Here is a 23041-nt window from a genome sequence, read left to right on the forward strand (position 1 = left end):
TTCCACCACGAATCATCGAAAGTCCATATCCCGTAGCTATGCAAAGGAGATGGCGGCCGACCCGTGCGCACGGACGGTCCGGGAACGCCAACGCGCTGGGCGGATGCGCACTACGCTCGAACCGTCGCCGCCGTTGTCCGGCGGGCCCCGCATGACAGGACGCGCCGCATGGCTGTTCTGCTCGAGACCGAATACCCACCGAAGCGTGACCACGCGGAGGCGGTCCCCGCGGCGCCCGGATTCCGGAGACATCCACAATCCCTGCCGCGCAACATGTTTCCGTGCGCATGCTCGATTCGAGTTCGTCATCCGAGAGGAGACATTTCGCCATGGCCAGCATCCGGTCCGTCCAGGTAGACCATCCCGACGCCGAACTGCGCCTCACCACCCGCGAGATACCGGACCCCGGTCCAGGTCAGGTGCGGGTCACCGTCGAGGCCTGCGGCATCTGCCACTCCGACGACGCGTTCGTCACCAATGCCCTTCCCGGCGTGACGTTCCCAGTGACGCCCGGCCACGAGATCGCCGGCCGCATCGACGCGGTCGGCGACGCCGTCGCCCGCTGGCGTCCAGGAGATCGGGTGGCCGTCGGCTGGTTCTGCGGCGCGTGCCTGTACTGCGACCCCTGCCGCGACGGGGACTTCATGCACTGCGAGAACCTTCAAGTGCCCGGCTGGCACTACCCGGGTGGCTACGCCGATGCCGTGGTCGTGCCCGCCACCGCCATCGCCCGCATCCCCGACGAGTTCACCGCCGCGGACGCCGGCCCCATGGCATGCGCCGGCGTGACCACGTACAACTCGCTGCGCCGAAGCCCGGCCCGCCCAGGTGACCTGGTCGCGATCCTCGGCCTCGGTGGCCTCGGGCACCTCGGCGTCCAGTTCGCGGCGAAGATGGGATTCGACACCGTCGCGATCGCGCGCGGCCCGGACAAGGAACCGCTCGCCACCCAGTTGGGTGCGCGGCACTACATCGACTCCACCACACAGGACGTCGCCGCCGAACTACGCCGCCTTGGCGGCGCCCGGGTCGTCCAGGCCACCGCCGCGAACTCCGCGGCAATGGCCGCCACCATCGACGGGCTCTCGGCGGACGGCGAACTGATCGTCATCGGCGCCGTCCCGGATCCGATCCCGGTCAGCCCGTTCCAATTGATCTTCCAGTCCCGTTCGGTGCACGGGCACCCGGCCGGCACCGCGCGCGACGTCGAACGGACGCTGGACTTCGCGGCCCTCACCGGCATCCGCCCCATGATCGAAGAGGTACCGCTGACCGACGCTCCAGACGCGTACCGGCACGCCCTCAGCGGCAAGGCTCGATTCCGTGTGGTCCTGACCACCGGACTCTGACCGACGACGACATCCTCAGTCATCTGACTGAGGCGCGACCCGCTGGCACGGGCCTACATTTCTGTCAGTGCCCAACCGGGGCGGACGGAAGGTTGATCATGAGCACAGCAGGAAAATCGGTTGTTCTCGTTCACGGTGGATTCGTCGACGGCGCGGGATGGAAGGGGGTGTACGACCTCCTCAAACGCGACGGATTCGACGTCGCCATCGTTCAGAACCCGACCGTCTCCCTGGCGGGTGACGACGCCGCCACGCGGCAGATTCTCGACGAGCAGGACGGGCCCGTCATCCTCGTCGGCCACTCGTACGGCGGTGCGGTGATCAGCGAGGCAGGCACGCACGAGAAGGTAGCGGCGCTGGTCTACATCACCGCGTTCGTCCCGGACGCGGGTGAATCGGTGAACGCCCTCATCGGCGGATTCCCGACGGACGGACCGCAGCCGCCCATCCTTCCTCCCAAGGACGGGTTCCTCTTCCTCGACAAGAGCAAGTTCCACGAGGCGTTCGCCGGTGACGTGTCCGCCGACGAGGCCGGGTTCATGGCCGACTCGCAGGTGCCATGGGGCCTGGACGCGCTCGGCGGCGCGGTCACCACGCCTGCGTGGCGATCCAAGCCCAGCTGGTATCTCGTCGCGAGCGATGACCGAATGATCCCCCGGTCGCCCAGCGCTCGATGGCCCAGCGGGGTGGTGCCGAGGTCACCGAGGTTCCCGGCAGCCACGCGATCTACGTCGCCCGCCCGGAGGCCGTCGTGCAGCTGATCAAGGAAGCCGCACAGAACATCTGACGAGACAGGGTCCGGGCGGAGGCCAGGCCGCCGCCCGGACCCGCGGCGTTTTTCTCAACAGCACTACGTCGATTGACGTACCCCGAACGACACCGTGAACGCTATCCTCGCAAATCAGGTGGGTCGCACGACCCGACGAGGAGTCAGATGAGCGGACCGCTCGCGCTGGGTGTCCACGTGGTCGACGTGCTGGGTGTGCAGCAGCGCTACCACGTTTACGGCTCCGGCCCCGTCTGCCTCGTACACCCCGGTGGACCGGGACTCGGCTGGGACTATCTGAGGACTCCCCTGCTCGAGGCGTATTGCACCGTCGTCTACGTCGAGCCGATCGGCACGGGAGAATCCGGGCGGCTATCTGCACCGGACCTGTACACCCTGCACCGATACGCCGAGCACTTGCGCGCGATCGTCGAGGTGCTCGACACCGACCAGGCCGTCCTGCTCGGCCACGCGCACGGGGGCTCGGTCGTCCAGCAGTTCATGATCGACTACCCGGGCGCCGTCGCGGCCGCCGTTCTCGTCTCGTCCTCGCCGGTGGGGTCCGACGAGCTGCTACGGGAGGGCGCGGACAACCTCGCCCGATTCGCGGAGATCCACTCCGTGCACAGCGAAGCGCAGGATGTCACCGCCGCTTACCTCGACATTCTCACCGCCACCAGCGACGACGGATTGACTCGGGCGGTTCGCCGGCTGTTTCCCGCTTACTTCCGCGACTACTGGGATCCACGGCTGAATCCGGCACTCTTCCAACTCCGCTCGTCGATCCGCACCTGGTCGGAGCCTGCTCGTCGCGGCGGGTTCGTCCGCGTCGACTTCCGGCGGACCCTGTCGCAGCAACGCACCCCTGCGCTGATCATCGCGGGCAGATGGGACCCGATCGTGAGCGCCAGGTGGTCACGGATGATCCAGGCCAGCATGTCCGACGCGGAACTCGTGGAACTCGACAGCAGCGCGCACATGCCCCACCTCGAGCAGCCCGAGGAGTTCGCACGCGCCGTCACCGATTTCGTCGCACGAACGGCCCGACGATGATGTCCCCTACCTCCGATGGCCGTTCGCCCCTGTTCGGCCGCGAACACGAGATCGCCGCGCTGACGGCGTTCCTCACGAACGAGCACCCAGAGGCCGGGGCGATGACCCTGTTCGGCGAAGCCGGACTGGGCAAGTCGGCGCTGCTCGACGAAGCGGCCGGAATCGCGGCCGATCACCGGTACCGAGTGATCCGGGCAGCCGGTATCGAGGCGGAATCAGATATGGGATTCGCCGCCCTCACCACCATCATTCGAGCTGTCCGGCGCCGAGCCCGAAACCTCGATCCCCGCCACGCCGCGGCACTGGAAGCGGCTATGGGCGTGCCCCTTCCGGACCCGATCGGACTCCACGCACTCGGTGACGCGGTTCTCGCCGGCCTCGAGTCGGCGGCAGGGGCGGCGAAACTGCTCCTCCTGGTCGACGACCTCTCAGCCCTCGACCCGTCCAGCGCCGCCGTCCTCGGCTACGTCGCTCGCAGACTGGCCGACACCAATGCGCGGCTGATCGGTGCAAGCCGAACCGACGAAGCGCCCTTGTTCGACCAGCCGGGGATCGACACGCTGCGCGTTCATCCGCTCCCCCGCGCGACGGCCGAGACGCTTCTGGTCACCCGTTTCCCCCAGCTCCCCCGCCGAGTCCGGCAACGCGTTCTCGACCAGGCCGAGGGCAATCCATTGGCGCTGCTGGAACTGCCCGCTGCCATTCGCGACGACAATGGGCACGGGTTGTCCGGAGACGCACTTCCGCTCACTCCCCGACTGCAATCGGTGTTCGCGCGCCGACTCGACGCGTTGTCACCCACCGCACGCGAGATGCTCCTGCTCTGCGCCCTCGAACCCCACCTGTCCCCCGCGACCCTGCAACGCATTGCACACGTTGACGACGCCCTGATGGACCTGGCTCCCGCCGAAGCACTCGACCTCATCGAGATCGACGCCGGGTTCCTCTCGATCGGGTTTCGTCATCCCCTGATCCGCGCGGCAGTGGTCGGCTCCTCGACCGCGAGCGATCGCCGGCTCGCGCACCTCAAGCTCGCAGACGCGGCCGAACACGAGTCATCTGCGCAGGCATGGCATCTCGCACACGCGGCGATCGGACCCGACGAGCTTGTCGCGGCTCGCCTCGAACGCGCGTCCGGGATCAGCGCGCGACGTGGTGACGTGCACGGCGCTGTGGCGGCGATGATCCGCGCCGCAGACCTCTCCGAGGACCAGGCGAATCGAGGACGGCGGATGGCGGCCGCGGCCTACCTGTCGGCGAGCCTCCTCGGTGACCTCGACGATGTGCCGCGGATGCTGGTCTCGCAGCCGTCCAGTGACGAGCCGCTCGTCGCCGCCATCGCGGCGTCGTACCACCTGCTCTCGGCCGCCGGGCACATCGACATCGCGCATCGGCTCCTCGTCACGGCGATCGAGATGACCGACGAGGAGTTCACCGGCACGAACGGCACTCTCCTCGAGGCCTTTTACACGCTCATCCGCATCTGCCACTTCGGCGGCAAGGCGCATCTGTGGGACGACTTCGACGTACACCTCGCGAGGATGACCGACCCTCCGCTCGAGCTGCGCCTGCAGGCCCTGACCCTCCGCGATCCGGTCAGGACCGCTGCCGAGGCCGCCGGCACCTTGGACAACGCCATCGAGGGCCTGCCGAGATCGCATGACCCCCTCTACATCACCCGTGTCTGCCTGTCCGCCGGCTACACGGACCGCCTGCCGGCCTGCCGACCGGCGCTGACCCGCGTGGTCGACGCCGCCCGGGCTGGTGGAGCCCTCCCGCCCGCGCTGGACGCGGTCTTCCAGCTCGGGATCGACGCGTTCCTCACCGGGAGTTGGGACGAGGCCGACCTCTTCATCGAGGACGGCTTGCGATGGAGTCACCGCAACGGATTCCGGCTCCTCGACTCACCGGGGAATTGGATCCGTGCGTGCATCGCGGCCGCCCGCGGCGACTACGACACCGCCACGCAGCTCGCCGCGCGAATCCGGCGGTGGGCGACGCCGCGCGGTGCCCACGCCTTTGTCCGCTATGCCCTGCACGCCGACACCCTGTGCGCACTCAGCAACGGCGATTACGACCTCGCCTTCACCTACGCCTCTGCGATCGACAAACCGGGCGAACTCGCCAGGAACGTGCCGCACGCTCTGTGGAACGTGCTCGACCTCGTCGAGGCGGCCGCCCGCACTGGACGGCACACCGAGGCTCGCGCCCACGTCCGAGCCGCGGTGGATGCCCACATCGCCGACATCTCCCCGCGAATGACCCTCCTGGTCACCGCCGCCCAGGCCCTCGCACGTATCGGCGACCCGCTCGTCCACTATCGCGCCGCGCTCCAAACCGAGGACGCCGACATCTGGGCCTTCGAGACCGCCCGAGTCCGGCTCCTCTACGGTCGCGAACTCCACCGAACCGGACGAATCACGGAGTCCCGGAGCGAGATTCATAAAGCAATGAACCGATTCGCCGACATGCGAGCCGAGCCGTGGGTTGCCAAGGCCCGCCGTGAACTCGCCCGAACCGGACTCAGAGATCCACAGCAAGAGCGGCCCGAAGCCTCCGACACGCTGACCCCGCAGCAGACCGTCATCGCCGACCTCGCCGCGAGCGGACTGACCAACAAGGAGATCGGCGAGCAACTGCACCTGTCGCCGCGAACGGTCTCCACCCACCTCTACCAGATCTTTCCCAAGCTCAACATCACTACCCGCGCCGCGCTACGAGACGCGCTCAGCACCCGAAGTGGAAGTGAAACGAGCACTGGGGAGGAGAATCCGTAGCGCGACCAGGCCACCGCTGGCATAGTCCGCACCCACGACGTCCGATCCCTAGCGGCCCTAACCCCCTGGGTGTCCCGAGCCGATCTCACCGCGGGATACAGGCAACCACAACTCCGACCCACAGCGCGCAACACATCACCGCCGCGGAAACCACGGCAACCGCGCGGGGGCTCGCGCTGACATCGTCGCGCCTGCGCCGCGCCGTCACCAGGCTGACGACCACGACAACCAAGGCCGCGCAGGCCGAGACCGCGAAGGGCAACGCCGCGATGCCCCACTCACGGCCGGCCGCTCCGTGCACCACGACCACCGCCGTGACGGCGGTGGCGGTCAACGCGGTTCGGCGCCAGGCGAGGGCCGTTCGTTCTGCCTGCAGGCCAATGTCTCTCGGCGCTTGCGCACTCACGAGAACACAACCGCCGCGCCCGCCAACGCTGCAACGGCGAATGTCCCCACGGCGAGGACCCGGATGAGCCCGAAATCCGGCAGGGGCGCATCACGCCGCATCGCCTTCTGAACCTTCCGCCAGTGCGAGAACGCACCGCCAGCAAGGGCGATGGAGAGGCCGATGCAACTCAGGGCGAGGGCGATGCGCGCGCCCGGATTGTGGAACGCGACGGCGAGCTGATCGACGGCCACGCCGCCGGCGAGCAGCCCCAGCGACGTACGTATCCACGCCAGAAACGTCCGTTCGTTGGCAAGCGTGAATCGGTAGTCGGGTTCGCGTTCCTCGGTACCCAGTTCTTCCGGCGACACCGTGACCTCCTTCTCTCTACTCCCCCCCGCAAGCGCCTCTACCTGGACCTTCGCCAGGTCCAGGAACCTGTCCCTGCCGGTCCGCGGAGGCGGACAAGGGGGTTGACAATGACGTTTTCAACTCTGAGTATGTCATTTGCACTCGGAGCGTCCGAGTGAGTGGCATCACAGAAACACGGAGGAGGACCCATGACGGAACGCGTGGAATCGGTTCGCTCAGGCGCCCTGTTCGATCAGGTGGGCGAGGCATGGCGTCAGTTCGGGCGCACCATCGTCTTCGATGATCCGGATACCGATACGCCCCTGCTGCGGGCGGAAGGTCTTCGTTTCGCCACCCGGTACCTGGCGGCCGGCGCAGTCCTGAGCATGGAACTGGCCGATCCGGCCTATCCGGAGTTCGGCCGCTGGGCCGACACCACCTGCAGCTGGGGCATCGACAACCCCGACGTGATCTACACCCTCGCCGCGGTCAGCGGCGACCGCACCTACCGGATCCACGGCGACAGGGGAACTGCCCACTACTTCGATATCCAGGTCCACTCGCCGCACTTCTGCGAAGCACCCGATTACCGGATCAACTCCAATATCGACAGTCGCACCCTGACGGCAGGCAGCGACGGGGCGTTCGAGTTGCTCCTCGGTCCCGAGCGGCCGACCGGCTACACCGGAAACTGGCTGACGATCGACGCCGAGGCGGGCTCGCTGTGCGTTCGACAGGTCTTCAGTGATTGGGCGACCGAGCGCCCGGCCAACCTCGTGATCGAGTGCGTGGACGCCGTCTACCCGCCGCCCACCCCGCTGTCGGAGGCCGACGTCGCGGCGCGTGCCGAGCGGCTCGTTCGCTGGCTGGACAAGGCCGGATCCTATTGGGACAACATGTGCAAGCTGTCTCTCACAACTCCCGCCAACTCCCTGGAATTCACTCCGCTCAGCGATAGTGCGTGGGGTGGCTTCCAGAATCAGGCATATGGCATGGGCAATTTCCGGTGCGCCCCCGACGAAGCGGTGATTCTGGAGTTCACTCCTCCGCAGTGCCACTACTGGAGCTTCGGTACGGGGAACTGGTACTGGGAGACCGTCAACTGGTTCTCTCGCCAGTCCTCGCTCAATCATGCCCAGGCCCGCCTCGATGCGGACGGTGTCTTCCGCGCGGTGATTTCCCACCAGGATCCGGGCTTGCCGAACTGGCTGGACACCGGCGGGCACACCCACGGCACCATCAACGGCCGCCTGCTGCTGACCGACAGCGTCCCGAACCCGACCATGCGGCTCGTGCCACTCGAGGACGTCCGGAAGTACCTGCCCTCGGAAACGCCGACCGTGACCCCTGCCGAGCGCACCGAGCAGATTCGGCTCCGCCGCCGGTCCGCACATCTACGCAACAGCCACTAGTACCGACTGCCTCCGGAATCCCCCCAAACCGAAGACCTGCGCGAACCTACACGCCCCTGACAGATCGGGTTATCGGGTCCGCTCTACTGGATCGAGATCAACATGACTGAGACCACGACCAACAGACCTCCCCCACGGCCCGGTGACGATCCGCCGATCAGTCGGCAGCAGCGCTGGCGATATGGTGCGGCGCTCGCGCTCATCGTGCTGATATCTGAGCTCGCGCCGATGGAGATCACCTTGGTGTATCCGGCGATTCCACACATGACGCAGGATTTCCGCACCCTGCACCTCGGCTGGGTTCTGACGATGGTGAGTTTGGTCGCCGTGGTCAGCTTGCCGCTGGTCGGCAAACTCGCCGACACCTATGGCAAGAAGCGGGTGATGCTGAGCCTTGCCGTGCTCTTCTCCGTCGGATCCCTGATCTGCGCGACGGCGGATTCGTTCCCGATGCTGCTGGCAGGCCGTGCCCTCCAGGGCACCGCGGGCGGGATGGTCGCGGTGTCCTACGCGCTGGTCCGCGACACCTTCCCGCGTCGCTGGGTCCCGGTCGCACTCGGCACCGTGGCCGCCGGAATCGGCGTCAGCGCGCTCGCATCACCGTTCGTCGCCGGCTGGTTCATCGACAACCACGGCTGGCAATCGCTGTTCTGGTTCATGTTGGGCTACGCCGTACTGCTGATCCCGGTGGTGGCGGTACTCGTGCCCGAGTCTTCGCTGCGACTCCATCAGCGCCTGGACCTACTCGGCGTCGCACTGCTCGGATCGGGGGTCGGTCTGATCCTGGTCGGTGTCAGTCAGGGACCCAAATGGGGTTGGGTCAGCAGCGGGACGCTCGGGACACTGATCGGCGGAGCTGGACTGCTCATCGCCTTCGTCGTCTGGGAGCTACGCGTCACCGCACCCGCCATCGACCTCCGGCTGCTGGCCAGCGGTGCGCTGCGTTCCACACTGGTGGCCTACCTGTTCATCGGGTTCATGATCGCCGGGTACGGGCTGCTCATGCCGCAGATGCTGCAGACCCCGGCCCAGGTCGGGATCACGTACGGCGTGGGGCTGACGGCGACGGCGCTCGCATTGTGGACCTTTCCCACCGGTTTGCTCACCATGGTCTGCGGACCGCTCGGCGGCGCCGTCGCGCGCCGGAGGGGCGCCCGACTGACCCTCATCGGTGCCGTCTGCGCCATGATCACCGGCCTCGTCGCCGCCGCGGCGCTGGCCGAACATCGTTGGCAGATCATGGTGATCTCCGCGGTCTTCGGCATCGGGATGGGGCTGTACTACGCGTCCGGTCCGAACCTGGTGATGGATGCCGTGCCCGCCGAGCAGAGTGCGGTGGGCGCGGCCATGCTCGGGGTGGTCGGCCAGCTCGGCAATGCGGTCGCGGTAACGGTCCTCAGCGTCGTCATGGCACAGAACATCGCGAGCCAGAACCCCAAAACGGGACGAATCACCTACACGGACACGGCGTTCCAGCAATCCTTCATTCTCGCGGCGGTGGTCGGCCTCGCGGGCCTCGCTGTCGCGATAAAGATGCGACACGGCCGGGCTCCCGCCACAGGGGGTGCCGCAACGCGCTGAGCAGCGTCGAGCGAACCAGCCAACCGGCAAGTCGACACCACTCCTCGGACCGATCGCTATAGCTATCCTCGACTTCGAGAACGCCAATCTCGCCACAACCATGAGGACACACAAGGTGACTTCCGCAGACCAAGAGGCTGTGAACCCCATCGCGACCGCCGCCGTCGATCGGCTGTTCGACCGGCAGCGCGACGAATATCTCACGGAAGCGCAACGCCTCATCCGCGCTTGCAGCAGCCTCATCGCCGAAACCGGTCAGGTGGATCCCCTGTCGCCGCGATCCTCGAGCGCGCGGGCCTGGCAACCCGCGCGTTCTACCGGCTCTTCAACTCGAAGGAAGAGCTGATCATCGCCGTCTTGCAAGATGGCACCACCACGAAAACCAGCTACGTCATCGAACGTATGTCGTCGGCGAGCACACCGCTCGAACGAGTCGACGCATGGGTTCGAGCCGTCGTCGTCCCCTACACCCAGGACGTGTTGCAGGGGTATCGAGCAATCCTGCTCCACACGTACCGGTGGGAGACGATGTTTCCCACCGAACTCGCAGCGATGCGCGAGCAGCTCTTGCAGCCGCTGGTTCACGCAATCACCGACCTCCGCGGTGACAATGACCCGAAGAACGCTCAAACCGCAGCCGAGATCATTTTCGACGCATTCTTCGGCGTCGCATGCCGTGCAGAGGCACAACGGCGGCTGGTCGATCCGGACGAGGTCACTGCCCTCACCCGGATGGCCACACTCATCGCCACGTCATTCAGCGCCACGGAGTGAACGACTAGTCACCTCGGGGTAACCCTCGTCAGTTCGACCTGACGGCGGCGCGATCGCGACACACAACTCTTCAATGCCTGGCCGTATCTGCGACCAGGTCTCTTCGGCGACCGCTTTTGCATTGTCGAAGCCCAGAACTCCACCCACATCGAGAAGGAACCCATGAATTCGAACTGTTCCCGTGGGCGCCGCGGCGCCCACCGCGCAACGTGCCTCCGTGTAAGCGCAAGCGCCGCCGCAGCACTGGCGATCGGCCTGATGTCCACCGGCGCGGCCAACGCCGACACCTTCGTGCCGCTGCCCGACGGGCAGAAGGCCGGACCGGGAGCGGTCGTCTCCCGCACGGGCGAAAGCGCCCTGATCTCCCCGTCGCTGGCCGCCAATGGCGCAGGCCGCACCGCCTGGGTCTCGGGCACCGTCACCACCGACGTCACCGGGATCACCAAGGAAGGCGAAGCCGGACCGTTCAACGCCGCCGCGAACACCCCCGGCACCAACAACTCCTCGACGCACGGGGTCTCGCGGATCAGCACCGGCTACATCGTCGGATGCCAGGTCGACATCACCGGACTCGGCGGCTCTATCGGCGCCTCGATGGACCTGTCCGGACCGTCCATGTCGGGGTCGCTGACCGTCCCGGTCTCCGCCGGCCAGGTCAAGTTCGTCAACGTCGCAGGCAAGGACATCAAGAAGAACGGCAAGTACGCCGTCCAGTACCAGGACACCCAGCTCGAGATCCAGAACTGCGGCGGCTTCGCCCAGGCCCGCTCCTACACCGTGGTCGAGATCGTCGGCAACGACTACTCCAAGACCACCCTGTACGGCCAGCCCTTCAGCATCGGCTGACCCCAGTCCACACCCGAGCCTGAAACCTGAACCCTCAAAGGGGAATTCATGAACACCAGCAAGAACAGTCTGCGTCGCGGGCTCAAGATCGCGAGCGCAGGCAGCGCCGCCGCCATCGCCCTCGGATTCTTCTCCGCGGGCGCGGCCAACGCCGACACCCTCGTCCCGCTGCCCGACGGCTCGATCACCGAGACCCTCGTCGACGGCACCGTCGTCACCGTCACCCGCACCGGAGAATCCGCCAACATCTCCCCTCGATGGGCTCGACCCCGCTGCACCGCAACGTCTGGGTCTCCGGCAGCGCCAAGGTCGAGGTCTCCGGCGGCGGCGCCGGCACCATCCAGCCCGGCTACATCGTCGCCTGCCAGCTCACCCTCGGCGGCAAGGGCGGCACCGACGGCGGCATGAGCACCACGTGGGCCGACCCCGACGGCGCCGCCAAGCAGACCGCCAAGGGCGCCGGCAACCTGTCCATCGGACCCGGCCAGGCCGTCGACTACAAGATCCTCGACCTCGAACTCGCCGACGCCTTCGGCGCCGAGCAGCACCGCGCCGCCAACCCCTACAAGGGCAAGGGCAGCGTCACCTGGGCCGACTCCACCCTCGGCGTCAGCGGCTGCGCCGGCTACGCCCAGGCCCGCTCCTACGTCAAGGTCACCGTCAACACCGCCAGCGTGACCAGCAACGTCACCCTGTGGGGACAGCCCTTCAGCATCGGCTGACCCGATGAGTCGAGGCTGCCCATCGTCGCCAGCGGTGGGCAGCCTCGAACCGTGCGACCTCTACTGCGAATCGCGGAGAATGCGTTCGATGTCGTCGAGAACAGTGAGACCACCGAGCGGCCCGACACCGGTGATCCAGTAGGACATGTCGACCAGGTGCAGGCTGGGGAAGGCCGATAGGAGCAGGCTCGGAACTGTCGTGCGGTCGGCGGGGTTCGGCGTGGTGACGACCACGACATCGGCGCGGGCTTCAGCGACCCGCTCCGGCGACAGGTCGATCGATATCGACCCCTCCCAGTCCCGTTCCGGCGTCCGGAATCCTGCGCATTCCAAGGTGCTTCCCGCGAAGGAAGTGGGTCCATACAGCGTGAGGTTGCCGTCACGCGGACGAATGAGTTGCGCGGTCTTGCCCTCGGTTCCGAACTTTGTCGCGATCTCCTCGCACCGCTCCTGATAGCCATCGAGAAGCGCATCGGCCTCCTGAGACTTGTTCAGCGCCTTGGCAACCAGTCGTACGTTGTCCTGCCAGGGATCAGCCTGCGAGGCCATGTACACCGTCGGGGCAATGGCTGCGAAGCGGTCATAGAGTTCGGAGTGCCTAGTCTCGGTTCCGATGATCAGATCGGGGCGAAGCGCCGCGATCTCCTCCACATTCGGCTCGGGGACGGTTCCCACGGTCTCCACCGACGCGGCCTCGGTTCCGAGATAGGCGGGCACACCCGTCGCTTCGCTCAGGACCGTGGTGCCGATGGGGATGACCCCGAGTGCGACTGAGGTATCGAGATGGACCGGCTCGAGAACGACCACCCGCTGCGGGGACACCGGCACGTCAGTGGCACCGCGGGCATGTTCGACGAGGTGTACGGACTCCGTCGCGGCCTGCTCGGACACATTCGTCGCGTCGGTGCCGCCAGAACACGCGGTCGCCACCGCTACAGAAATGGTCGCAAGTATGAGGCCTGCCGCGACCCTGCCTCCGCGTGATCGACTGCCACTCAACGAAATACTCCCAACTTGTTCGAGAATCCCCTGGTGGACGAGGGTTGTGCCACCTGTGGTGACCGACTCCCGCCTCCCGGCTTCAAGATCGTATGCTTAGCCTAAGCTACTAACTTTGGAGGGTTCGTCGGCGTGCCGTCGCGCAGTGGAGACCGTGGACGTCTGTGTGGGACGACCGATGCGTCCGCACCCCCGTGTTGGCCCACGTCGGTGGTGCAGAACCCCCAGACGAGTCGCCGCAGCGGGGCCTGTGTGAACCAGTCGTCGCTCGCCGGTGAAGCGATGGTCGGTCGCGCCGGCCCGACGGACTGCTGGATTCTGATCGAGCATCCCGGACCGTGGCCCGCGTCAGCGCCGGACGGCGAACTGCCGCCGTCCTTGTCGCAGACACTGGACTCGGTTGTGGGTCGACTGCGTGTGCTGTTCATCCGCCGACCTCGATCCAGGCAGGTCGCCGACCCGCTGTGCGTGATCAGCTGGTCCGACGGGACGAAGCACTGGATGCGCGAGAAGCGCATCCAGAACTACCACGAACTGGACGGACTCGACTTCGATTCGATCGCGGCGGGTATCGAACCGGACTTCGGTGTCGCTCGCACCGAGGCGCTCGTCGCCGTCTGCACCCACGGGAAGAAGGACGCGTGTTGCGCCGAGCTGGGGCGGCCCGTACTGGCCGCGCTGACCTCGACCGCCGACGATGTGTGGGAGTGCACTCACGTCGGCGGTGACCGATTCGCTGCGAACCTTGTCATGTTTCCACATGGCCTGTACTTCAGTCGCCTCGGCGCCGACTCGGCCCGCCAGACGGTCGATGACTATCGCAACGGCGCGATCGCATTGCCGCACTTCCGCGGCCGCTCCGCACTGTCCCAGCCGGCCCAGGCCGCCGAACATGCCGTCCGCGACTTCACCGGGATCACGCGAACCGACGCGCTTCGGGAGGTCGTCGAATGCGAGGTCCCGAATTCGGGCGACAGGCTCGTTCAGATCCGCCTAGATTCACGAAGGTTCGGGGTCGTCGTGCGCTCTGAACCACAGCACGAGGAGTTTCGCCATGGTTGCGGCGCCGGGGGTCCGGTTGCCTGGAACCGTTGGGTGATAGTCGGACTCGACGAAGTACCGGACTGAAGGCCCACCGAAGGATGCCTCGTGGTGATGTCATCCCGGGCTCTGGATCCGGTCGGTCGACCCGGCCTGCATGATATTCGCGCGGCTGAGAACGACCGGGATCCACAGCGCGGTGAGGGCGGCCATCCCCACCCAGGTGAGGATCAGTCCGTATTCGATTCCGTTTGGACGGATTCCGGGCGGCAGGCTCTGTTGTGACCAGTAGCCGAGCAGTCCGATCACCGTCCCCACACCCGTTCCCATCACCGCTGTCTGCGCGATGGCCCATCGTCGCGACCAGGTGCCCAGCATCGAGACGATGACCCCGAAGATCACGACGAACACGATGAACAGCCGCAGTGGCGCGGGCGTCGCGACGTGTTCCGGGTTGGGCCCTCCCGCGAGTACGGCCCACGCCGGCAGCGACCCCGCATGGGGTAGCGCGAGGCCGACGGTCAGAACGAGGACCATCGCGGTGATCGCCGGGCGGCGCCACCCGGCCACGAACTCTCGGGTGACTCGATTCTCGATCTCGCGGAAGTCGGCACGGTAGTGGGACAGATCGTCGGTCACGACGTCCTCCTTGGATCGATACCGGGTGAGGCGGCCCGCCAGGGACTTGCGGGCCGCCTCGACTCATCGGATCAGCCGATGCTGAACGGCTGGCCCCACAGGGTGACGGTGCTGCTGACGTTCTTCGTGCTCGCGGTGACCTTCACGTAGGAACGAGCCTGCGCGTAGCCGGCGCAGCCCTCGACGCCGATGGTGGAGTCGGCCCAGGTGACGCTGCCGCTCTTGCCCTTGAAACCGTTGGCACCGGAATGCGACTCGCCACCGAAATCGTCGGCCTTCTCCAGGTCGAGGAGCTTGACGTTCTTGGCCTGGCCGGGAGCGATGGACAGGTTGCCCGCGCTCTTGGCGGTCTGCTTGACGCTCTCGCCCTCCCAGCCGGAGGACATTCCGGTGTCGGCGCCGCCCTTGCCGCCCAGGGTCAGCTGGCAGGCCACCACGTAGCCGGGCTCGATCTTGCCGCCGTCGGCGTTGGCGCCGGACAGCTCGACCTTCGCCGAGCCCGACACCCACACGTTGCGGTGCAGCGGGGTCGCACCCATCGACGGCGAGATGTTCGCGGACTCACCGGTCATGGTGACGGTGACGACGGTGCCGTCGACGAGGGTCTTGGAGATGGTCCCGCCGGGCAGCGGCACGAAGGTGTCGGCATTGGCCGCACCCGCGGACAGGAAGCCGACCGCGACGGCCGTGGCCGCGCCGACGGCGGAGATCTGCAGCCCGCGACGCAGGCCGTTGTTGCTGGAGTTCATGAATTTTCCTCTGAGGGTTCAGGTATCGAGTTCAGGCGTGGACTGTGCGCGCGTTGTACCCCAGTCGGGGTGCAACACGCGCACGGGCGGCGGAGCCGCTATCCGATGCTGAAGGGCTGGCCGTACAGGGTGGTCTTGGAGTAGTCGTTGCCGACGATCTCGACCACCGTGTACGAGCGGGCCTGCGCGTAGCCGCCGCAGTTCTGGATCTCGATCTGGGTGTCCTGGTACTGCACGGCGTACTTGCCGTTCTTCTTGATGTCCTTACCCGCGACACCGACGAACTTGACCTGACCGGCGGACACCGGGACCGTCAGCGACCCGGAGATCGACGGACCGTCCATGCTCACGCCCATCCCGATGGACCCACCCAGACCGGTGATGTCGACCTGGCAGCCCACGATGTAGCCGGTGCTGATCCGCGAGACCCCATGCGTCGAGGAGTTGTTGGTGCCCTTGTCGTTGGTCGCACCGTTCCACGGACCAGCCTCGCCCTCACCGGAGACACCGGTGACATCGGCGGTGACCGTGCCCGAGACCCACGCGGTGCGGCCGGCACCATTGGCGGCCAGCGACGGCGAGATCAGGACACTCTCACCGGTACGCCCGACGACCGCACCCGGCCCGGCCTTCTGCCCGTCCGGCAGCGGCACAAACGTGTCGGCATGCGCCGCACCGGTCGACATCAGGCCGATCGCCACGGCGGCGGCAGCGCCGACGCCGGCACTACGGAACTTGCTCATTGAATCCCCTTCATAGGCCGCGGCTCATGGGCGCGCGGCACCAAACTCAAATGAAAATGGTTTCCATTAACCTAGGGAGGGCGGCGGACGCTGTCAAATGCGCCCCCGAGGAAGGGCTTTCGGCCCGGGTCCGCGGCCTCCTGGGCACGCTCCACCGCGCGGGCTCTGGTGAGCACCACACTGACGGCGGAACGGCGAAGGTACGCGTCAACATCACACCTGCTCGGACTGGCGCCCAGACAGGGATGTCGGTTGACGTCGACTAGGCAGACGGCGGCGGACCGCGGGTGCCGGTTCCCGAGCCGATCAGCAGCCAGCGGGCGAGCGGCAGCGAATCCTCCGGGACGCAGACCGCGACGGGTACCAGGACCGGCACCTCGGTGAACGGCGCCGGGACTCTCCGGCTCAGCGCCGAAAGCGCTGAGATACATCCGCGTTCACCGGCTCGGATCAGTACGGCGGTCACCGCGACGGCGGCGGCGTGCGCGGCCACCATCTCCGGACCGAGCTGCGGTCCGTGGAGGTGAACCGCGCCCATCGCGAGCACAACGTGCCCGATCGCCTGCCCCAGGGTCAGCGCGGCGGCCACGAACAACAGCTGATGCCGCGCCACCCGCACCGATGCGATGACGGCACCGATCGCCGCGCAGCCCAGCATCAGCAGGACCACCGAACTCTCTTTCGGAGCCGTGCCGCCGCCCAGCGCGTGTGCGGCGACGCTCACCGCGCCGGAGGTCGAGCCCACGAAGGCACCGCGCATCCGCGCGATCGTCGTCTTCGGTGAGCCCACACGCGAAGAATACAAGGCTCTACTACAACGGCTAGTACCCAGGATCGGTTGTCGGCGAAGAGATCTACCGGGGCTGCTCGGTCTGGTAAGAGTCCACCGCCCGTTGCAGCCGGTCGAGCGCCTCACGGAGTTCCGCGATGGCCCTGTTCAGCTCATCGGCCGTCGCCGGATTCGCGACCGCGGGCGGCGGCGCACCCGCCGGCTCCCCCGCAGGCGGTGGCGCGGGCGGCGGCCCCGCACCAGATCCCGGCGCCGTGGCCGCGCCGCCGGTGCCCGCCCCGAACACCTGGTCCAGCGCCTCCGCCAGGGTTGGCGCGTACCCCACCCGGACCCCGCCCGTCGCCCCCGGCTCCCGGTAGCTGACCAGCAGGCGCGCGAGCTGGGGGAAGGTCGACGTGTTCTGCTCCGACGCGATCCGCTCGGTGAACAGCGGCTCCACGTAGAGCACTCCGCCGTCGGCGATCGGCAACGTCAGCAGGTTGCCGTACTGGATCCGGTTCGACCGCTCCAGCAGGGTCCGCTCCGACGCCACCCGGGTGTCCGAGATCATCGAGTTCTGGATCTGTTGTGGGCCCTGCGTCAGTGTGTCGGTCGGCAGTTCGAGCACGGTCAGCTTGCCGTAGTCCTCGGGATCGGAGTGCGCGGAGATGTAGGCGGAGAGGAACTCGCGACGGAAACCGACCATGGTGCTGGCCAGCCGGAACGACGGCTCCGCGGTCGCCTGGTCACCCACCAGCACATAGAACGGCATCTGGTACGGGTTGGACTCGACGGTCGGGTCGCTCGGGACCGACCAGAAAGCGTTGGTGGTGAAGAACTCTCGCGGATCATCGACGTGATACTTCGCGAGCATCTCGCGCTGGATCTTGAACAGGTCCTGCGGGTACCGGAAGTGCGCCCGTAGCTCGGCGGGAACGGAACTCTCGGGCTGCACCGTGCCGGGGAAGGCACGCATCCACGCCTCGAGCACCGGATCCTGTTGGTCGACCTGGTACAAGGTGACCGTGCCGTCGTAGGCATCGACGGTGGCCTTCACCGAGTTACGGATGTAGGACACCTCCCCGCCCGACCGCACGGGCGTCGGCTCTGCACCGACCACCAGGTCCTCGAGCGAACTGCGCTGCGCGTACGGGTAGTTGTTCACCGTGGTGTACGCGTCGACAATCCACACGATCTTCCCGCCCACCACGGCGGGATAGGGGTCGTGGTCGGTGGTCAGCCAGGGGGCCACCAGATGCACGCGCTCGGCCGGGGACCGATTGAAGATGATCCTCGATCCGGAGCCGATCGCCTTGGAGAAGATGATGTTGCGCTCGGAGTACTTGACGGCGAACGCCATCCGGTTGAACCAGTTCCCGATCGAGACTCCGCCGGTCCCGTCGTAGGTGTAGGTGGAGGTGTCGGTGTCGTACTCGCGCGGCGCGGTACCCTCCGGACCACCGACGACCGCGTAGTCGGGGTCGGTCCTCGCGATCAGTTCACCGAAGTAGATGCGCGGCTGGTCCACTCGGATGACCTGGTGACCGGAGCCCTGGCTGGCGATGTCACTGACCGTGTACACCGGATACCCGCTATTGCTACTCGACGTGTCGCCCACCGCCTCCCGCACCGCGGCGTTCACCCGGTTCGCAGGCGCCGCGACGAATCCGTCGCCGTGGGTGTACACCGTGTGCTGGTTGACCCACTGGGTCTGATTGCCGCTCAGGCTGCTCGGGGTCAGCTCGCGGGCCGCGACGACGTAGTCGCGCAGCGTGCCGTCGATCACGTACCTGTCGAGGTCGAGCGTGGCGGGGAACGCGTAGAAGTTCTTGAGCTGTTGCTGCTGGATGAAGGTGTGCGAGAGCAGGTTCGGATCGAGCAGCCGGGCGTTCGCGATGGTGGTCACGTCGGCGGGCACTCCCCGGGGCGATTTGGTGCCGATGCCCGGATACGGCAGGAATTCGACCTTGTCCGCGCCGACCCCGTATGCCTGGCGGGTGGCCTCGATGTTGCGCTCGATGTACGGACTCTCCCGGTCGGCGGCGTTGGGTCGGACCGAGAACTGCTCCACGGCCAGCGGCCAGACCGCGCCGACCAGGATCGAGGACAGCAGCAGGAGGATCGCGGCCAACGCGGGCACCCGGAGGTCGCGCAGCACGATCGCGGCGAAGAAGGCGGCGGCGCAGATGAGGGCGATCGCGAGCAGGATCAGCCTCGCAGGGAGCACCGCGTTGATGTCGGTGAAGCCACCGCCGGTGAACGTGGGCTCCTTGCGGCCGCTCGAGAGCAGCGCGTACCGGTCGAACCAGTACGCGACCGCCTTGAGCAGGATGAACGTCCCCGCGAGCACGGCGAGCTGGACCCGGGCGGCCCTGCTGACCCCGCCGTCGCTCCAGGAGATCCGCACCCCGCCGAACAGGTAGTGCGTCGCCAGGCTCGCCAGGAAGGCGAACACGGTCGCCACGAACAGCCAGTTCAGGACCGACCGATAGAAGGGAAGGTCGAAGACGTAGAAGCCGACGTCGAGACCGAACTGTGGATCCGTGACCCCGAACGCGCCGCCGTGCAGGAACAGCTGAACCGTCTCCCAGCTCGACTGCGCGATCAGGCCGCACAGCAGCCCGAGGACGATGGGGATGCCCAGACCGAACAGGCGCGGCCTGCGCCGCACGAAGTCGCGATAGATCCGGATCGGATCGTCCTCGGCCCGCCCCGGCAGGAACACCGGTCGGGCGCGAAACGCCAGCAGCACCGCGAGGAACACGGCCCCGCCGACCAGCACGGCCACCGCGGCGAACAGCAGCAGCCTGGTCACCAGCATGGTCACCCAGACGGTCCGATATCCGACCTCACCGAACCACAGCCAGCTGGTGTACATGCCCACCAGCACGGGGAGCACGATCAGGGCCGCGAGCAGGCCAACCGCCGACAGCAGCAGGATCCGACCGCGCCGGGACAGCTGCGGTAGACCTTCGACCGGCCGATTGCCCACTTCCCACGCTCCAGGTCCGAGCGCGTCGCGGCCTACCGGCCTGTTCTCACCAGCGTCACCGCCGACGTGTGTCCGTTTCGCCCCATTCTACGGGCGCGGGCGGGGTCAGGAGTCGGCGAGCAGCACGTCCGTGTCGAAGCAGGTGTGGGTGCCGGTGTGACAGGCCGCGCCCTCCTGGTCGACGATCAGCAGCACGCTGTCGCCGTCGCAGTCGAGCCGCACCTCGTGCACGTACTGGGTGTGCCCGGACGTCTCGCCCTTGACCCAGTACTGCTGACGGGATCGCGAATAGTAGGTGCCCTTGCGGGTTTCCAGGGTGCGCGCGAGCGCCTCGTCGTCCATCCACGCGACCATCAGCACCGCGCCGGTGGCCCGTTCCTGGGCGACCGCGCTGAACAGGCCGGCATCGTTTCGCTTCAGCCGTGCGGCGATTGCGGGATCGAGACTCATCGGACCACGATACCTTCGGCCCGCATGGCGTCCTTCACCTGCGGGATCTCCAGCTCGCCGAAGTGGAAGACGCTGGCCGCGAGCACCGCGTCCGCGCCGGCCTGCACGGCAGGGGCGAAGTGGTCCACCGCGCCCGCGCCGCCGCTGGCGATGACCGGCACGTGCACCGCGGCCCGTGCGGCCCGGATCATCGGCAGGTCGAAGCCGGCCTTGGTGCCGTCCGCGTCCATCGAGTTCAGCAGGATCTCCCCCACCCCGAGCTCGGCGCCGCGCAGCGCCCACTCGATCGCGTCGATCCCGGTGCCGCGCCTGCCGCCGTGCGTGGTGACCTCCCAGCCGGACGGCGTCGGCTCCTGCCCCTCGGGCACGGTCCGCGCGTCCACCGACAGCACGATGCACTGCGACCCGAACCGCTGGCTGAGCTCGCGCAGCAGCTCCGGGCGCGCGATCGCTGCGGTGTTGACGCTGACCTTGTCGGCGCCCGCCCGCAGCAGACGGTCCACGTCCTGCTCGGTGCGCACCCCGCCGCCGACGGTGAGCGGGATGAAGACCTGCTCGGCCGTGCGGGTCACCACGTCGATCATGGTCCCGCGGTCCGAGGTGGACGCGGTGACGTCGAGGAAGGTCAGCTCGTCGGCGCCCTGCGCGTCGTACAGCGCCGCCAACTCCACGGGATCGCCCGCGTCGCGCAGGTTCTCGAAGTTCACGCCCTTCACGACGCGGCCCGCGTCCACGTCCAGACACGGGATGACCCGAACCGCCACCGTCATTGCGTCAGCCTTCCTGCCGGTAGCCCCGGGTCCCGGTCCAGGTAGTCACCCGGATCGCCCAGAGCCACAAGAATATTCAACACCTCTTCGTGCACCCCCGGCGCCGCGGCGAGCACCGACGTCGACCCGATGTGCCAGGGCGCCCCCGCAAGGTCGGTGACCACACCGCCCGCCGCTCGCACCAGGGCGACGCCAGGCGCGTTGTCCCAGGGGTTGTGGCCGAACACCACCGACGCGCCGAGCGCGCCACCGGCGGTGAAGGCCAGGTCTGCGCCGGTGCTGCCGTGCATCCGCAGCCGCCTGCTCACCCGGCTCAGTTCGCCGAGCGCCCGTAGCCGGTAGGGACCGGGGATCGGTCCCCTGCCGTCGACGTTGAACGCGCCGAACCCGACCAGCGAATCGGACAGCGACGCGCTCGCCAGCGGCGGCAGCGCCTCCCCGTTGCACAGCACCGGGCCGTCGACAGCCGCCGCGTAGCGCCGGCCCATCGCAGGCAGCCAGGTCAGGCCGAGCACCGGGACCCCGTCGTCGAGCAGCGCCAGCAACATCCCCGCGGTCGGCAGGCCGGACGAGTAGTTCAGCGTGCCGTCGATCGGGTCCAGCACCCACACCGGCCCCTCGGTCAGGTCCGGTCCGCCGAATTCCTCACCGTGCACACCGATTCCGGTCAGCTCGGTCAGTTCCGCGCTGAGCCGTCGTTCCAGCTCGAGGTCGAGCTCGGTGGCGAAGTCGCGGGCGCCCTTGCTCACGGCGCTCGGCGCGCCGACGCCGTCGAGAAAGCGCTCCTGCGCCGCGTCCAGCAGACCGCTCGCGATGGAGAGCAGCTCGTGCGGGTCGCGGGGCAGGCTCATGTCCGGCGCTACCGTGAGACCGCGGCGAGTGCCTCGGGAAGCGTGAACCGCCCGGCGTACAACGCCTTTCCGACGATGGAGCCCTCGACGCCCAAGTCGACGAGGCCGGCGATCGCGACGAGGTCCTCGATGCTGGAGACGCCGCCGGAGGCCACGACCGGCGCCTTGGTGGCGCCGCAGACCTCGCTGAGCAGCTCCAGGTTGGGGCCGGTGAGGGTGCCGTCCTTGCCGACGTCGGTGACGACGTAGCGCGAGCAGCCATCCCGGTCGAGACGCTCGAGGGTCTCGAACAGGTCGCCGCCCTCGGTGACCCAGCCGCGTCCACGCAGCTGGTAGCGGCCGTCGACGTTGCGGACATCGAGGCCGACCGCGATCCGGTCGCCGTACTCACCGATGGCCCTGGCGCACCACTCGGGGTTCTCGATGGCGGCGGTGCCGAGGTTGACGCGCGCGCAGCCGGTGGCCAGCGCGGCCCGCAGCGACTCGTCGTCGCGGATGCCGCCGGACAGTTCGACCTTCACGTCGAGTTCGCCGACCACCCCGGCGATCATGTCGCGGTTCGACCCGCGGCCGAAGGCGGCATCCAGGTCGACCAGGTGCACCCACTCGGCACCGTCGTTCTGCCACGCGAGGGCGGCATCCCTGGGGGATCCGTAGCTTGTCTCGCTGCCTGCCTCTCCCTGAACGAGGCGAACAGCTTCACCGTTGGCAACATCTACAGCAGGCAAAAGGACCAGGCTCACGTGCGCCTACCCTAGTCCGTCATCGCGGCGAGCCGGTTCCCGGGTCGCCGCCCTGTTCGCCCGCGCTCTGTTCGTCCTCCGCGGAGTCGTCGAGCGCGCGCCGGGTCATCCGGGTGGAGACGAGGCCCATCGCCGCGATCGCACCCGCGACCCCGGCGAGGACGATGACCAATCCCACCACCGGGCCCGGCTTCAGCACCGCCAGCAGGACGGTCGCCAGCGCGAGGACGGCGGCGGCGGAGCCGAGCGAGAACAGGGCGAGGCGCCCCATCGACAGGC

Annotated in this window: 22 protein-coding genes and 1 pseudogene; 10 read left to right on the forward strand and 13 right to left on the reverse strand. The window is 67.7% G+C overall.

Annotation, left to right across the window (positions count from 1 at the left end; genetic code table 11):
* Nucleotides 1-329 precede the first annotated feature (329 nt).
* The 4 genes from BTZ20_RS14490 to BTZ20_RS14505 all read left to right on the forward strand — a co-directional run bounded on the left by BTZ20_RS14490 (nucleotide 330) and on the right by BTZ20_RS14505 (nucleotide 5945).
* A complete protein-coding gene (locus tag BTZ20_RS14490; RefSeq protein ID WP_077041854.1) occupies nucleotides 330-1349 on the forward strand; it encodes an alcohol dehydrogenase catalytic domain-containing protein in 1020 nt (339 codons plus the stop codon).
* A 98-nt stretch (nucleotides 1350-1447) separates the two neighbouring features.
* Complete coding sequence (locus BTZ20_RS14495; protein ID WP_223263343.1) at nucleotides 1448-2110, forward strand: alpha/beta hydrolase; 663 nt, start codon at nucleotides 1448-1450, stop codon at nucleotides 2108-2110.
* Nucleotides 2111-2283: 173 nt separating this feature from the next.
* Nucleotides 2284-3168 carry an alpha/beta fold hydrolase gene (locus BTZ20_RS14500; protein ID WP_077041855.1) on the forward strand — a complete coding sequence of 295 codons (885 nt, stop codon included), beginning with the start codon at nucleotides 2284-2286 and terminating at the stop codon, nucleotides 3166-3168.
* Nucleotides 3165-5945: an AAA family ATPase gene (locus BTZ20_RS14505; protein WP_083742683.1), complete on the forward strand. Its 2781-nt coding sequence runs from the start codon at nucleotides 3165-3167 to the stop codon at nucleotides 5943-5945. Before BTZ20_RS14500 ends, BTZ20_RS14505 begins: the two co-directional genes overlap by 4 nt.
* Before the next feature lie 85 nt (nucleotides 5946-6030).
* On the opposite strand, the gene BTZ20_RS14510 is transcribed toward BTZ20_RS14505, so the two are convergent.
* Together BTZ20_RS14510 and BTZ20_RS14515 are read right to left on the reverse strand one after the other, a co-directional pair.
* Nucleotides 6031-6351 (reverse strand): DUF202 domain-containing protein, encoded by a 321-nt coding sequence (locus BTZ20_RS14510; protein ID WP_077041857.1) that lies wholly within the window; start codon nucleotides 6349-6351, stop codon nucleotides 6031-6033.
* The gene (locus tag BTZ20_RS14515) at nucleotides 6348-6701 is read right to left on the reverse strand and encodes a YidH family protein (RefSeq protein ID WP_077041858.1); all 354 of its coding nucleotides are present in this window, start codon (nucleotides 6699-6701) and stop codon (nucleotides 6348-6350) included. The genes BTZ20_RS14510 and BTZ20_RS14515 overlap by 4 nt, the downstream gene beginning before the upstream one ends.
* Before the next feature lie 189 nt (nucleotides 6702-6890).
* Here BTZ20_RS14515 and BTZ20_RS14520 point away from each other — a divergent pair, with 189 nt between their 5' ends.
* From BTZ20_RS14520 to BTZ20_RS14540, 5 genes and pseudogenes are all read left to right on the forward strand, one after another.
* The gene (locus BTZ20_RS14520; protein ID WP_077041859.1) at nucleotides 6891-8093 is read left to right on the forward strand and encodes a DUF1214 domain-containing protein; all 1203 of its coding nucleotides are present in this window, start codon (nucleotides 6891-6893) and stop codon (nucleotides 8091-8093) included.
* Nucleotides 8094-8195: 102 nt separating this feature from the next.
* Nucleotides 8196-9674, forward strand: a complete 1479-nt coding sequence (locus tag BTZ20_RS14525) for an MFS transporter (RefSeq protein ID WP_083742684.1) — start codon at nucleotides 8196-8198, stop codon at nucleotides 9672-9674.
* Nucleotides 9675-9902: 228 nt separating this feature from the next.
* A complete protein-coding gene (locus tag BTZ20_RS14530; protein ID WP_077041860.1) occupies nucleotides 9903-10448 on the forward strand; it encodes a TetR/AcrR family transcriptional regulator in 546 nt (181 codons plus the stop codon).
* A gap of 162 nt (nucleotides 10449-10610) precedes the next feature.
* Nucleotides 10611-11294 carry an MspA family porin gene (locus BTZ20_RS14535; RefSeq protein ID WP_077041861.1) on the forward strand — a complete coding sequence of 228 codons (684 nt, stop codon included), beginning with the start codon at nucleotides 10611-10613 and terminating at the stop codon, nucleotides 11292-11294.
* 48 nt (nucleotides 11295-11342) lie between these two features.
* Nucleotides 11343-12016 (forward strand): annotated as a pseudogene (locus BTZ20_RS14540) (MspA family porin).
* 60 nt (nucleotides 12017-12076) lie between these two features.
* Here the strand turns inward: BTZ20_RS14540 and BTZ20_RS14545 are convergent.
* A complete protein-coding gene (locus tag BTZ20_RS14545) occupies nucleotides 12077-13015 on the reverse strand; it encodes an ABC transporter substrate-binding protein (RefSeq protein ID WP_077041862.1) in 939 nt (312 codons plus the stop codon).
* Between the two features lie 252 nt (nucleotides 13016-13267).
* On the opposite strand from BTZ20_RS14545, the gene BTZ20_RS14550 reads away from it, so the two are divergent.
* Nucleotides 13268-14143 carry a sucrase ferredoxin gene (locus BTZ20_RS14550; protein ID WP_223263344.1) on the forward strand — a complete coding sequence of 292 codons (876 nt, stop codon included), beginning with the start codon at nucleotides 13268-13270 and terminating at the stop codon, nucleotides 14141-14143.
* A gap of 30 nt (nucleotides 14144-14173) precedes the next feature.
* On the opposite strand, the gene BTZ20_RS14555 is transcribed toward BTZ20_RS14550, so the two are convergent.
* From BTZ20_RS14555 to BTZ20_RS14600, 10 genes are all read right to left on the reverse strand, one after another.
* Nucleotides 14174-14695 (reverse strand): hypothetical protein, encoded by a 522-nt coding sequence (locus BTZ20_RS14555; RefSeq protein ID WP_077041864.1) that lies wholly within the window; start codon nucleotides 14693-14695, stop codon nucleotides 14174-14176.
* A gap of 71 nt (nucleotides 14696-14766) precedes the next feature.
* A complete protein-coding gene (locus tag BTZ20_RS14560; protein WP_077041865.1) occupies nucleotides 14767-15444 on the reverse strand; it encodes an MspA family porin in 678 nt (225 codons plus the stop codon).
* Nucleotides 15445-15542: 98 nt separating this feature from the next.
* Entirely contained in the window at nucleotides 15543-16187 is a 645-nt protein-coding gene (locus BTZ20_RS14565) for an MspA family porin (protein ID WP_077041866.1), read from the reverse strand.
* Between the two features lie 262 nt (nucleotides 16188-16449).
* On the reverse strand, nucleotides 16450-16977 hold the full coding sequence (locus BTZ20_RS14570; protein ID WP_317616039.1) for a hypothetical protein: 528 nt from the start codon (nucleotides 16975-16977) through the stop codon (nucleotides 16450-16452).
* A gap of 64 nt (nucleotides 16978-17041) precedes the next feature.
* Entirely contained in the window at nucleotides 17042-19948 is a 2907-nt protein-coding gene (locus BTZ20_RS14575) for a UPF0182 family protein (protein WP_077041868.1), read from the reverse strand.
* Nucleotides 19949-20053: 105 nt separating this feature from the next.
* Entirely contained in the window at nucleotides 20054-20398 is a 345-nt protein-coding gene (gene hisI / locus BTZ20_RS14580; protein WP_077041869.1) for a phosphoribosyl-AMP cyclohydrolase, read from the reverse strand.
* Nucleotides 20395-21168 carry an imidazole glycerol phosphate synthase subunit HisF gene (gene hisF, locus BTZ20_RS14585; RefSeq protein WP_077041870.1) on the reverse strand — a complete coding sequence of 258 codons (774 nt, stop codon included), beginning with the start codon at nucleotides 21166-21168 and terminating at the stop codon, nucleotides 20395-20397. The genes hisI and hisF overlap by 4 nt, the downstream gene beginning before the upstream one ends.
* A complete protein-coding gene (locus BTZ20_RS14590; protein WP_077041871.1) occupies nucleotides 21165-22019 on the reverse strand; it encodes an inositol monophosphatase family protein in 855 nt (284 codons plus the stop codon). The genes hisF and BTZ20_RS14590 overlap by 4 nt, the downstream gene beginning before the upstream one ends.
* An 8-nt stretch (nucleotides 22020-22027) precedes the next feature.
* Nucleotides 22028-22762 (reverse strand): bifunctional 1-(5-phosphoribosyl)-5-((5-phosphoribosylamino)methylideneamino)imidazole-4-carboxamide isomerase/phosphoribosylanthranilate isomerase PriA, encoded by a 735-nt coding sequence (gene priA, locus BTZ20_RS14595; RefSeq protein WP_077041872.1) that lies wholly within the window; start codon nucleotides 22760-22762, stop codon nucleotides 22028-22030.
* A gap of 19 nt (nucleotides 22763-22781) precedes the next feature.
* Entirely contained in the window at nucleotides 22782-23033 is a 252-nt protein-coding gene (locus tag BTZ20_RS14600) for a hypothetical protein (protein WP_077043721.1), read from the reverse strand.
* Nucleotides 23034-23041 lie beyond the last annotated feature (8 nt).

This window comes from Rhodococcus sp. MTM3W5.2, from assembly GCF_001984015.1.
Lineage (GTDB): Bacteria > Actinomycetota > Actinomycetes > Mycobacteriales > Mycobacteriaceae > Rhodococcus_G > Rhodococcus_G oryzae.